At 62.9% G+C, this 10,931-nt stretch carries 11 protein-coding genes and 1 pseudogene; 4 read left to right on the top strand and 8 right to left on the bottom strand.

Annotation, left to right across the window (positions count from 1 at the left end; genetic code table 11):
* Positions 1 to 19 precede the first annotated feature (19 nt).
* The 5 genes from ACK8CP_RS05350 to ACK8CP_RS05330 form a co-directional block, all read right to left on the bottom strand.
* Positions 20 to 202 carry a hypothetical protein gene (locus ACK8CP_RS05350; protein ID WP_414833585.1) on the bottom strand — a complete coding sequence of 61 codons (183 nt, stop codon included), beginning with the start codon at positions 200 to 202 and terminating at the stop codon, positions 20 to 22.
* A complete protein-coding gene (locus ACK8CP_RS05345) occupies positions 192 to 899 on the bottom strand; it encodes a hypothetical protein (RefSeq protein ID WP_414833584.1) in 708 nt (235 codons plus the stop codon). Before ACK8CP_RS05345 ends, ACK8CP_RS05350 begins: the two co-directional genes overlap by 11 nt.
* Positions 896 to 1,099, bottom strand: coding sequence for a hypothetical protein (locus tag ACK8CP_RS05340; protein ID WP_414833583.1), 204 nt, complete (start codon positions 1,097 to 1,099; stop codon positions 896 to 898). Before ACK8CP_RS05340 ends, ACK8CP_RS05345 begins: the two co-directional genes overlap by 4 nt.
* Positions 1,100 to 1,477 carry a hypothetical protein gene (locus ACK8CP_RS05335; RefSeq protein ID WP_414833582.1) on the bottom strand — a complete coding sequence of 126 codons (378 nt, stop codon included), beginning with the start codon at positions 1,475 to 1,477 and terminating at the stop codon, positions 1,100 to 1,102.
* A 374-nt stretch (positions 1,478 to 1,851) separates the two neighbouring features.
* Entirely contained in the window at positions 1,852 to 2,601 is a 750-nt protein-coding gene (locus ACK8CP_RS05330) for an SDR family oxidoreductase (protein ID WP_414833581.1), read from the bottom strand.
* 279 nt (positions 2,602 to 2,880) lie between these two features.
* Here ACK8CP_RS05330 and ada point away from each other — a divergent pair.
* Together ada and ACK8CP_RS05320 are read left to right on the top strand one after the other, a co-directional pair.
* Positions 2,881 to 3,967, top strand: a pseudogene (gene ada, locus ACK8CP_RS05325) (bifunctional DNA-binding transcriptional regulator/O6-methylguanine-DNA methyltransferase Ada).
* Positions 3,964 to 4,185, top strand: coding sequence for a hypothetical protein (locus ACK8CP_RS05320; protein ID WP_414833580.1), 222 nt, complete (start codon positions 3,964 to 3,966; stop codon positions 4,183 to 4,185). The pseudogene ada and the gene ACK8CP_RS05320 overlap by 4 nt, the downstream one beginning before the upstream one ends.
* Before the next feature lie 162 nt (positions 4,186 to 4,347).
* Here the strand turns inward: ACK8CP_RS05320 and ACK8CP_RS05315 are convergent, their stop codons facing one another.
* Together ACK8CP_RS05315 and ACK8CP_RS05310 are read right to left on the bottom strand one after the other, a co-directional pair.
* Positions 4,348 to 4,908, bottom strand: a complete 561-nt coding sequence (locus ACK8CP_RS05315; RefSeq protein ID WP_414833579.1) for a DUF2269 family protein — start codon at positions 4,906 to 4,908, stop codon at positions 4,348 to 4,350.
* Between the two features lie 148 nt (positions 4,909 to 5,056).
* Positions 5,057 to 6,373 carry an alanine/glycine:cation symporter family protein gene (locus ACK8CP_RS05310; protein ID WP_370642304.1) on the bottom strand — a complete coding sequence of 439 codons (1,317 nt, stop codon included), beginning with the start codon at positions 6,371 to 6,373 and terminating at the stop codon, positions 5,057 to 5,059.
* A 423-nt stretch (positions 6,374 to 6,796) separates the two neighbouring features.
* Here ACK8CP_RS05310 and ACK8CP_RS05305 point away from each other — a divergent pair, with 423 nt between their 5' ends.
* Positions 6,797 to 7,975 (top strand): ATP-binding protein, encoded by a 1,179-nt coding sequence (locus tag ACK8CP_RS05305; RefSeq protein ID WP_414833578.1) that lies wholly within the window; start codon positions 6,797 to 6,799, stop codon positions 7,973 to 7,975.
* On the opposite strand, the gene ACK8CP_RS05300 is transcribed toward ACK8CP_RS05305, so the two are convergent.
* Complete coding sequence (locus ACK8CP_RS05300; protein ID WP_414833577.1) at positions 7,950 to 8,921, bottom strand: NAD-dependent epimerase/dehydratase family protein; 972 nt, start codon at positions 8,919 to 8,921, stop codon at positions 7,950 to 7,952. The genes ACK8CP_RS05305 and ACK8CP_RS05300 overlap by 26 nt on opposite strands.
* Before the next feature lie 277 nt (positions 8,922 to 9,198).
* Here ACK8CP_RS05300 and ACK8CP_RS05295 point away from each other — a divergent pair, with 277 nt between their 5' ends.
* Positions 9,199 to 10,890: an HAD-IIB family hydrolase gene (locus ACK8CP_RS05295; RefSeq protein WP_414833576.1), complete on the top strand. Its 1,692-nt coding sequence runs from the start codon at positions 9,199 to 9,201 to the stop codon at positions 10,888 to 10,890.
* Positions 10,891 to 10,931 lie beyond the last annotated feature (41 nt).

Here is a 10,931-nt window from a genome sequence, read left to right as displayed (position 1 = left end):
CGCGCGCGTTCGGAAGGCCTCAGCCACGGCGCGCCTCCATCGACAGTGATCGAAGGCGCGCGACGAGCTCGCTCTTGTCTTCGTGGAAACGCTCCGGGTTCCGGTGCGAGGGCGAGAGCCGCTCGGCACGCCGAGCGCAGTCGGCAAGCTGTGCCGCCAGGTCTGCCGGGGGCTTCGTGCCCTTTTCCGCGCTAAGCTGCATGGCTTCGCCCTCCCGGCTCAAGCTGCAACCGCTCGGCTCGCCTCCCTTCATCCCAAGACCAGCCACCTTTGCCGCTCGTGGGGGCGGTGCGGTTCCAGTCTCGGGGATGATTTATCTCTCTGTTCTCCTTGGTGCGCATCGCTTTGCACCCTATGGCCTTCGGCCGCGGCCCATTCGATCGCGGCTTTTCAAAGCGAAGCCAGGCCAGCCAGTCGCGCGCCACAATCTGAACGACGTTGGGCTTGCTCTTCCGCCCGCGCTGCGGCCGATGGATCACATCGACGTGCCCGTTCTCGGAGGCCTTCCCCAGCGCGTATTGCACCGTCCTGCGGCAAACTCCGGCGCGGCTCGCAATGGCATCATTGGTCAACTCACACCGGCCGTGGCGCTTGACCTCGATCGCGACGACGGTCAGCGCCGCGCGCTCGCCTTCTGTGTAATGAGCGCGGATTCGATCCGGCATGCGCCCGCTGCCACCCATCTTGCGCCGGCGCCCGTAGGCTGCCGCTCGCCTCTCGCTCGCGATTTGCCGAGACAGACCGCGGCGCTGCCGCTCGTCGGTCTCGATCGCGGCAGGCGTCGGCACCGCCCCCGCCTCCAACTCGTCAAGGAACGACGTGGGCGGCGGCGCCTTCCGCATGAGCGGCGAGTTCAGGAGAGCCGCGCTCGGCGCGGGCATAGCTCGGCCGAAGCTCATTGCCTCGCCCTCCGGATCGCGTCGGCGGCCTCGTTGGCATTATCGAAGCGCCCAAGGCTTTCGCCGGCCGCCGTGACGGCTTCGAAGCGGCAGCCGGCCTCATAGACTTCCCCGAGACCGCGCATGCCGAGCGTAACCCACATGACGGGCTCGGCGCGCTTTCCGCCCTGCTTTGAAGCGGCCTGTTGCGTCGTGCGCATTCAAGCCTCCCCGAGCTGGAGCATCAGGCGGCCCGGGCGACGATCGTCGACGGCGAAGACTGACCACCACGGTTGGCCCGGTCGCGCCATCGCGCGCACCTTGTCGCGAACACGCACGACGATGTCGGGATAAACGAGGCGATTGATATGAAGCTCGCCTTTTCCGGCGACGATCCTCGTGTTCCAGCTTTCGCCCGGCCCCGCCCGCGTGCTCTCGCCTTCGCCCACCCGAAGAATGGCTTCGATATCGAGCGGTCCAGGCCGGTCGGGATCGACCATGCCATCACGCAAGAAGAAAAGCCGAACCGGCTCGGAGAAGGTCTGATCGACAGCCTTAAGCGCGCGCGCCTGCAGCTCGTGGAAGCGGGCCGTCATCATGACAGCCGCCCTTCGAGAGGTGCGCCGCAGTTTGCCACTGCGCCGAGAAACGCTGTTGTCTCAGGAGGGCTAAAGGTCGCGGTTTGCCGAACTAAGCCGTTGGTTGTGTTGCTGTGGGGCACAACCACCCCATCCGCCAAACACCGCCAATTATCTTCGAAAACAGCCTCTGGGCGCGCCGATCGTCGCAAAATGTCAAAGGGCGTCCTGTTGGCAGCACGCCCAGCGCATAGGTGCGCCGGAAGTGGGTATCCGGCGACGGCGAGCGTCTGGATCCGCGAGGCCATGGGAATGCGCCCGCCAGAATGCGCGGAGGGTTGCCTGTGATGCGCGTTGTTGAGCTGTCCCCTCCGCACTCGCGACCAATCGCTTGTCTACTTCACGGCAGCGTTGCCACCATCGGCGAACAGAGCTGATCCGGTGACGAAGCTGGCCATGGAACTGGCAAGGAAAAGTGCCGCAGACGCGAGCTCCTCGGGTTGAGCGATCCGCCTCATGGCATGGAGCCCGGCTGCCCAATCCTTCTGGCTTTGATCGCCTGCCATCTCGGTATCCACACCGCCCGGCAAAAGAGCGTTGGCCCTGATGCCCTGAGCGGCATAGTCGGCGGCGATGCCCTTCACCAACCCCATCAGTCCGGCCTTCGACGCACCGTAAGCGGCCATGCCGGGAATGCCGACGCTGGTTCCCACGAAGCTGGACGTGAACACGATGGAACCACCGCCGCGCTCAAGCATCGCGGGAATCTGGCTGCGTGCGCCCAGGTAGGCGGCTGTCAGGTTCACGGTCAGGGTGTGCTGCCAGTCTTCCGGCGCGATTTCGGCCAGCGGCTTCGCCGGACCCACAGTGCCGGCATTGTTGATGGCGATGTCGAGGCCGCCAAATTCGCGTCTCGCCTCCGCGACGATCCGCTCATGGGTTTCGGGAAGGCCGATGTCTCCCGCAGACGCATAGGCGCGTCCTCCCTTGCTGCGGATCTCGTTCGCAACCTCATCCAGCTGAGCCTGGCGTCGCGCCGTCAGGACGACTGCCGCGCCGTGCTCGGCAAACATCAGCGCAACGGCCCGCCCGATGCCGGAAGACGCGCCGGTGACAACGGCAACTTTGCCCTCAAGTAAAGTCATGTCTCGAACACCTTTTCTGCTTTGGTTCGTGGCAGCGACCTATTTGAGCGCGATCCGCCAGCCACTCCGCTTCTTGCTGTCAAAACATTCCTTGTCAGAGCCACAGGCCGGACCGCTGGCGGCAACACGCGGGTCATCGAAATTTGAAAGCAAGATGCGGAATTTCAGAGGGGCTGCCGTCTGCCAAGGAAACTGACCAACCCGCGGAAATCGGGTTGCGAGCAGAGTTGGGCCATGTGCACTGGCCGACAAGGCAACGACTTTTCGAGGGGAGTGGACATGCGACCCGCCACGCGGAACGGCACCAGGCACTCTGACCACGCTGATGAAAACCGGTATTGGGACGCGGTCGCTCGCCGGGATACGGCGTTTGAGGGGAAGTTCGTCTATGCCGTGACATCAACCGGCATCTATTGTCGGCCGGGCTGCCCGTCGCGCCTGCCGAAAAGAGAGAATGTCGCCTTCTTTTCAGACTGTCAGTCTGCCGAAGCAGCAGGGTTCCGCGCGTGCAGACGGTGCAATCCCGATGGCATTTCCATTTCCGAAAAAAAGCGCGACAGCCATCAGCGAGGCGTGCCGTTTGATCGAGATTGCCGAGGAACTTCCAACGCTTGACGAGTTGGCTGCCGCTGCCGGGATCAGCCCCTTCCATTTTCATCGCCAGTTCAAGGCAATCACGGGTCTTACACCGAAAGGATATGGGGCTGCTCATCGAGCGAAGTCTGTTCGCCATGCGCTGGCTGAGACGCGCAACACGGTTACGCAGGCGATCTATGATGCCGGATACAGCTCGGGCAGCCGTTTCTACGAAAAGTCGTCCCAGATGCTCGGCATGACGCCCACCGCCTACAGGAACGGTGGTGTCGGCACGGTTATAAAGTTCGCCGTCGCCGAGTGCTCGCTAGGCTCCATTCTCGTCGCTTGCAGCGCGAAAGGCGTATGCGCGATCCTGCTGGGCGATGACCCCGATAGGCTGGCGCGCGATCTTCAGGATCGCTTCCCGAACGCGGCTCTGATCGGCGGCGATGCTGTATTTGAAAGGCTGGTCGCCCAGGTTGTGGGGTTTGTCGAAGCCCCCGGCATCGGACTCGACTTGCCGATCGACATTCGCGGAACCGCCTTTCAGCAAAGGGTCTGGCAGGCGTTGAGAGAAATTCCCGCTGGCCAGACTGCCAGCTATGCCGAAATCGCTGAGCGGATCGGAGACCCCAAGGCGGTGCGTGCCGTCGCCCAGGCCTGCGGTGCCAACAAGATTGCCGTCGCGATTCCCTGTCATCGGGTGGTCAGGACGGACGGCTCACTGTCGGGCTATCGCTGGGGGGTGGAGCGCAAGCGTGCCTTGCTAGAGAAAGAGGCTCACCTATGAACGCCACCTTCAACCAGCCGGTTGGCAATTCCGCGCCCGTTATGATCGAGGATCGCATCCGGTCTTTCCGTTGGGACGATCTCTGCGGAGAGCTTGACGCACAGGGATGTGCTGTCATGGCCGGGCTGCTGACGCGGGACGAGTGCCGGGGCATTGCCGGGCTCTACCCGCAGGAAGAGCATTTCCGAAGCCATATCCACATGGCCTCCATTTTGTAGGTCTATAGCGTAGGTGTAGTTCTCTGTTTCGTCGGCTTCGGCCCGCCATCAACTCGAAAATACCCGGCAGCAGGTCGCCGGCCCGCTCCTCTTGCGGCTGGCACGTGTGAGGTTTCTCCCACACCGGATTGTCGCCCCGAAAGCAGGCTGTTCTCGGCCGGCCTAGGCCGCGGGCAGGCTGTGCTCACTCTCAGCCACAGGATCCTGGCCAACAGGTCCCGTCACCTGCTGCCTTTCTCCCGGTCTGGCCCATTTCGGGCGCAGATGTTTTGGACGCCAGATGCCGAGGATGACGTTCGCGACCGACAACGCCATGACCACGATGAGGGCGCCCCACTCATGCCCGATCGCTTGCTGCAGAACATCGGCCGCAGGTTCACCGTTCGCGACCCGGCGTGAGACCGCAGCCACATAATCCGCCTTGCCCCCCACGACGGTCAGCACGCCTTTGAACATCAGGATGCCCATGGCGAGCTTGAGCAAGGCCCAGCCTTTGTCCTGGTAAGGCCGATGGACCGCCATTGAGAGAAGGCCGGACACGATGGCGACACCCATCGAGGGAATGAGGACGTAATCGGCGATGGCTGCGATTGCCTGGCGCATGTCGGCGTAATTGGCCGGCGTTTCCTGAGGCGCAAAGACGAGCAGGATCATGTAACAGGCGATCCCGCCGATCAGGCCGCAGGAAGCCAAGGTGTGCAGCACTTTGAGGAATTTGCGCATGCGCGAATTCTATATGGCTCGCGTCCGCGATGGCAACCACAGGTCGTCGCCCCGGGGTACGAGGGCTCGAAGGTCTCCAAATGAAAAGGCCGGCCGCAGAACCTGCAGCCGGCCTTCCGCTTGGAAAACCCCAGAGAGCCGCTGGCGCTCAGCTTTGCCCGTTCTTGAAGTAGGCCCTGCTGATGGCGAAGACCGTGCCACTGAGCGCGATCAGCGCGACGAGGTTCGGGATTGCCATCAACGCATTCATGATATCGGCCACCGTCCAGATGAGACCGAGGTCGGCGACAGCCCCGACGATGAGCGCCGCCACCCAGAGAAGGCGGAACGGCAGGATGATCTTCGAACCGAAGATGAACTCTGCGGCCCTTTCGCCATAATAGCTCCAGCCGAGAATGGTGGTGAAGGCAAAGACCACGAGCCCGAAGGTGACGATCCAGCTGCCGCCGGGCATTCCCGTGTCGAAGGCAAGCGCCGAGAGTTCGGCGCCCGTCTCGCCGCTCGTCCATGCACCCGTCGTGATGATGACGAGAGCCGTCATGGTGCAGACCACGATCGTGTCGATGAATGTGCCGAGCATCGCGATGCTGCCCTGCCGGACTGGGTCGCTCGTTTTCGCGGCGGCATGGGCGATCGGCGCGCTACCGAGACCGGCCTCGTTGGAGAAGACGCCACGCGCAACGCCGAAACGGATCGCGGCGAGCACCCCTGCCCCGGCAAAGCCGCCCGCGGCTGCCGTCCCGCTGAACGCATCGGAGAAGATCGTCGCAAGAGCCGCCGGCACGTCGGCGATGTTGAGTGCCAGAATGACGAGCGCGCCGCCGACATAAAGGATCGCCATCAGCGGCACGAGATGCTCCGCCACGCTGCCGATGCGTTTCACGCCGCCGATGATGACGAGGAACGTCAGAACGGCAAGGACGAGACCTGTGGCGACATATGGCACGCCGATCGTGCTCTCGAGCGCACGCGCCACGGAATTCGACTGCACCGTATTGCCGATACCGAAGGCGGCAATTGTCGCAAAAAGCGCGAAGAGCCAGCCGAGCCAGGCGAAGCGTGGCCCGAGCCCGTTGCGGATGTAATACATCGGACCGCCGACATAGCGGCCGTTTTCGTCGCTCTCGCGATAGCGAACGGCCAGCACCGCCTCGGCATATTTTGTCGCCATGCCGACGAGGGCCGTCAGCCACATCCAGAAGACGGCGCCCGGACCGCCAAGGAAGATGGCGGTCGCAACACCTGCAATATTCCCTGTACCGATCGTGGCGGAAAGTGCCGTTGTCAGCGCCTGAAACGGCGTGATCTCGCCTTCGTCACCATGTTGAGCCTTGCGCCCGCCAAGCGCGAGCCGGAAGCCGTAACCTAGCTTTCTTTGCGGCAGAAAGCCGAGACCAAGCGTGAGGTAAAGGCCCGTTCCCAAAAGCAGGACGAGCATGACCGGGCCCCAGACAAAAGAGCTCACACTCGCCAAAAAAGACGACAAATCTTCCATTGTGTATGTTTATCCCGCTGACTTGCAGATGTCTCCTCAACCATCCTGTGAGGCCCGAAACGTCAGACAGCTTTCGTTCGGACAGTTGCTCTTTTGAGCTCGCAGAGGATGATCTCCCAGCGTCGGTATAGGTCAGGGCCGCAGGGTGGGGGCAAGCCTTCCGGCGAAATTGTCGCAGGCAAGCTTACGGGCAGACGAGGACATGCTCTTTCTGTCGCCGCTCAGTCATGGCGTGCTCCGCCCATGGAAGAGCCGGGTTGGATGAGCCCTCCTCACATCATTTGCTCCCTTATCAAATAGTCAAACGCGGTGCGCGCCCGCGGCTTGACCTCAGAGAATGAACGCCGCTTATGGTAACCTCTAGGTATTTCGTCCTGGTGGGAGGCGCAGAAGATGCGGGCAGACGGCGGCCCATCGGCACACCAGCCGACGCTTTCGGATATCACGATCACCTCTGAACTATGGCAGCGCAGCGAACCCGGGGCGAGCAACCTCGACGAGACCACAGCGATGCGCCGGATTGCCGATATCGTGGGCGCGGCTCCCGAAGAGGTGTTTCGGGTTTGTGCCGAGGTGGTGCGAGATCTCTGCGACGCCGGCAGCAGCGGCATCACCCTCTGCAACGCCGGCGACAAAGCACCGACATGCTCTTGGGTCGGTCTTGCCGGAAAACTCGCGGAAACCCCTCCCCCCGACCTGCCGCGTGCAGTCTCCCCGTGCAAGAGCTGCGTGGAAAATCGCCAGCCCGTTCTGTTGCGCCAGCCTCACCGGGTCTTTCCGGACCTCACAACCAAAGTGCCTTTCTGTGAAACGCTGATCGTTCCCTTCGGATATGACGGAAAGGCGCTGGAGGGCGCAATCTGGGCAATCGCTCATGACGGGGAGACGCGCTTTACCGCAGAACATGCGAAAATCCTCGAGCGCGTCGCAATCTTTACCGCCACGACGCTGCATCTCCACAAGGGCACGCGGCAGGCGGACGCTGAGCGTCAGGAACTCGAACTGAACTACCGTGAGCTCGAGCATCGCACCAAGAACATCCTCGCGATCACGGTTGGTCTCCTACGCCATCAGATGAGGGAAATGAACGAACCGGCAGCGCAAGAAGCCATCGAGACGGCAAGCGCACGCGTGGCCGCCATGGGCAATCTGCATGGGCTGGAGAAGGACGGCACTTCCGACAGGCTCGATACCGTCGTTGCCTCCGTCTGCCGCACTCTCGTCGATCCGGACCCGCGGTTTCAGCTGGATCTGGATCTCGATCCCGCTGTCATAAAGCCGCAGCGGGCCGCAACCGCTGCCCTCGTCGTCAGCGAGCTGGTGATCAACGCACTGAAGCACGGCCTCGCCCGGCGTAAGACAGGCACGATTGCGGTTCGACTGAAAGAGGCGGGCGACAACCGCCTGCGCCTTTCCGTTTCCGACGATGGCGCGCCGCTCAACCGAGACCCCGATCAGAAGGAAGGCGGTGCCGGTCTGAACTTACTGGATCAGCTTGCCAATCAGATCGGAGGAAGCATGAGCGTCGAGGCGGAGCCGAAGCGCTTCACGCTGACGTTTCCGGCGCAATAGCGTCGTTATCGGTGCGATCGGTCTCACCGCTTGAACGCGCAAGGCTGGCGAGCCCCTCGACGCTTGCAATACGGGGACGCCAACCGAGACGCTTGAGCGCACGGCAATCGACCACCAGATTGCCGGCAAGCCGCTCTAGGATCTCTGTCCGTCCGGCAAGCCACGCCCCGGCCCCGAAAAGGAATTCAGGAACTGGCCAAAGCCTTGGCGGCCGGCCGAGACCGGAGCGCATCGCCCGGAGCATCTCTGGAAGCGTCAACGGCGTGTCGTCGGCGACGAGATAGGCGCCCGAGAGACGCATCGGATGGGAGAGGCTCCAGCGCACGGCTTCCGCCAAATTCTCGACCGCCAGCAATGAGCGACGCGCCTTGAGGCCCGCAAACGGCAAGGGATGAGGGCTCTTCGCCAGACGCAAGAGAGCGGCCATATTTCCCTTCACCCCGGGGCCGTAGACCAGGACCGGACGGAGGCTGACGCAATCGATACCGAGCCCCGCAAGCCCTTCTTCGGCCGCAAGCTTGGAGCGGCCGTAAGCATCCGTCGGTTCGGGCGGCCGGCTTTCATCGAGAACACCTTCCGCCGATGGACCGCTCTGAGCTCGCACCGATGACAGAAACACGAACCGTTTCGCCCCTGCCCGCGCTCCGGCTTCCGCCAACCTCAAGGTCGCGTCCGTGTTGATGGTGCGATAATCCATCTCCGGCAATCCGGACGCGGCATGCGCGATACCGGCCGAGTGAACGATCGCATCGACGCCTTCGAGTGCGCGCGACAGGTTTGAGGGCTGCGCAAGGTCGCCGATCAAGGCGGAATCGGCCGTCAGCATCTGATCGATGGGACGACGCAGGAGCACACGCACGCGAAACCCATACGCACGAAGATCCTCGAGAAGGTGGCGGCCGACAAAGCCGGAGGCTCCCGTCAAAGCTATAAGCGGAGCTTCCATCTCTGTCCCTCCTCAACGCCCTCGTGGCACTCTTGTAGCGCCCTTGTCTTGAGATCGCGGCCAACCCAGCGGACGAAGGGTTCGGCCGAGACGCCCATAGCACGAAGGAGGCGGGCAGAAGAAAGCCCCTCCCGGATCAAAGCCGCGCTGAACAGAAAGGGTCCGTGGTGGACCTCTCCGAGACAATTCGCGGTATGGCGAAATCCGCTCCGGGGCTTATGATGCGCAATCGGCATTGGTTCGTTGGGCCAAGCGCCGACAGGCAGGGAGACCGTGCATGCACTTCCTGGCCCTTGCGACCGACTATGACGGCACGCTCGCCCATGACGGGTTCGTCGCTCCCGAGACGTGCGAGGCACTTCGGCGGCTGAAGGAGAGCGGCCGCCGCCTCATCCTCGTGACGGGGCGCGAACTTGTGCCGCTCAAAGCCGCTTTTTCCGAATTCGCACTCTTCGACCTGATCGTCGCCGAAAACGGCGCCGTTCTCTACAATCCCGGGGATGGAACGGAGACGACGCTGGCAGCGCCACCCCCGCACGCTCTCGTCGAAAGGCTGCTCGACCGCCAGGTCGGACCGCTTTCCATCGGCCGTGCGGTCCTTGCGACCTGGGAGCCACACGAACGAGAGGTTCTTGCAGCCATCCACGAGCTGGGGCTAGAGCTCCAGATCACGTTCAACAAGGGTGCGGTGATGGTTTTGCCGCCCGGCGTGAACAAGGCTTCGGGGCTCAGGGCCGCCCTCCGACATCTCGACATCTCGGCACCAAACGTGGTCGCGGTGGGCGATGCGGAAAACGATCACGCCTTTCTTGGCGCCTGCGGCTGTTCGGCCGCCGTTGCGAACGCGTTGCCTGCGCTTCGGAACGCGGCCGATATTTGCCTGAGGCACGATCACGGCGCAGGAGTGGTTGAACTCATCGACGCAATCCTTCGCGAGGATGCACGGATCCTGCCACCCGCCCGGCGCGGCCTCAAAATTGGCAATGACGAGGATGGCAACGACATCTACCTCGAACCCGAAACGCGGGTTTTGATCGGCGGCGATTCCGGAATCGGGAAGTCACGCTTTGCGAAACTCCTGACCGAACGGATGGTGGACAGAGGCCTGGAGTTTTGCGTCATCGATCCTGAGGGGGATTATGAGGATCTGGCCCATGCGGTCCAGATCGGCAGCCTCACAGAACCGCCTGTGCCTGGAGAAGCACTGCGCCTCTTGCACGCTGCCGACCTCAACGTCGTCGTCAACGCAGTCGCTCTGTCTCTTGCCGAACGCAGGCAGCTTTTTGCCGATTTGCTGCCGTCGATCACGGAGCTGCGTCGTCGGACAGGACGTCCGCATTGGTTGATCATCGACGAGGCACATCACATTCTGCCGGCGGGCCATGAGAATGTGCACGAGCTTCCGGAGAATACCCCGGCCGTCGTTATGATCACGGTCAGTCCGCGTTCGCTCGCGCGTCAGGCGGTGGCGACGGCGGAAACGATCCTCGCTTTCGGCAAGACCGCTCCCGAAGTGATCGAGGTCACCGCCTCCATCCAGCGCCACGACGTCTCCCCTCCCGGCGCCTGCAGCGAAAACGAAGCGCTCTGTTGGTTGGTCGGCGAGCCAACACCACGGCGGATAACAATCGATCTGCCGCGACAACTCCATCGCCGCCATTCCGGAAAATACGCGGTCGGCGATGTCGGCCCGGAACACAGTTTCTATTTTCGTGGACCGAAGGGCAGCGTCTTCCTGCGCGCCCACAACCTGTCGAGCTTCTTGGAGCTTGCGGACCAGATCGACGACGAGACCTGGAAATATCATTTGAGGGCAGGCGATTATTCGGCCTGGTTTCGCCATGTCATCAAAGACGAGGCCTTGGCGAGAGAGTGCGAGGCCATTTCATTCGAGCGCGCGCTCACGCCCCGCGAGAGCCGCCAGCGCATTCGTGAAGCCGTCAGACAGCGCTATGTCGCCACCATCTAGGTCGAGCGCGCAGCAAAGGCTGCCGCGCTCGAAAGCGCGGC

It is taken from the genome of Afifella sp. YEN Y35 (assembly GCF_047553465.1).
In the GTDB taxonomy this organism is placed as follows: domain Bacteria; phylum Pseudomonadota; class Alphaproteobacteria; order Rhizobiales; family Afifellaceae; genus Afifella; species Afifella aestuarii.
Note: the sequence above shows the minus strand (reverse complement) of the source record. Positions and strands in the feature narration are given on the sequence as shown.

What these genes read in the sequence shown, in the direction of transcription:
- ACK8CP_RS05350 (WP_414833585.1), bottom strand. Translation starts at nt 202, where the DNA reads ATGCAGCTTAGCGCGGAAAAGGGCACGAAGCCCCCGGCAGACCTGGCG.
- ACK8CP_RS05345 (WP_414833584.1), bottom strand. Translation starts at nt 899, where the DNA reads ATGAGCTTCGGCCGAGCTATGCCCGCGCCGAGCGCGGCTCTCCTGAAC.
- ACK8CP_RS05340 (WP_414833583.1), bottom strand. Translation starts at nt 1,099, where the DNA reads ATGCGCACGACGCAACAGGCCGCTTCAAAGCAGGGCGGAAAGCGCGCC.
- ACK8CP_RS05335 (WP_414833582.1), bottom strand. Translation starts at nt 1,477, where the DNA reads ATGATGACGGCCCGCTTCCACGAGCTGCAGGCGCGCGCGCTTAAGGCT.
- ACK8CP_RS05330 (WP_414833581.1), bottom strand. Translation starts at nt 2,601, where the DNA reads ATGACTTTACTTGAGGGCAAAGTTGCCGTTGTCACCGGCGCGTCTTCC.
- ACK8CP_RS05320 (WP_414833580.1), top strand. Translation starts at nt 3,964, where the DNA reads ATGAACGCCACCTTCAACCAGCCGGTTGGCAATTCCGCGCCCGTTATG.
- ACK8CP_RS05315 (WP_414833579.1), bottom strand. Translation starts at nt 4,908, where the DNA reads ATGCGCAAATTCCTCAAAGTGCTGCACACCTTGGCTTCCTGCGGCCTG.
- ACK8CP_RS05305 (WP_414833578.1), top strand. Translation starts at nt 6,797, where the DNA reads ATGCGGGCAGACGGCGGCCCATCGGCACACCAGCCGACGCTTTCGGAT.
- ACK8CP_RS05300 (WP_414833577.1), bottom strand. Translation starts at nt 8,921, where the DNA reads ATGGAAGCTCCGCTTATAGCTTTGACGGGAGCCTCCGGCTTTGTCGGC.
- ACK8CP_RS05295 (WP_414833576.1), top strand. Translation starts at nt 9,199, where the DNA reads ATGCACTTCCTGGCCCTTGCGACCGACTATGACGGCACGCTCGCCCAT.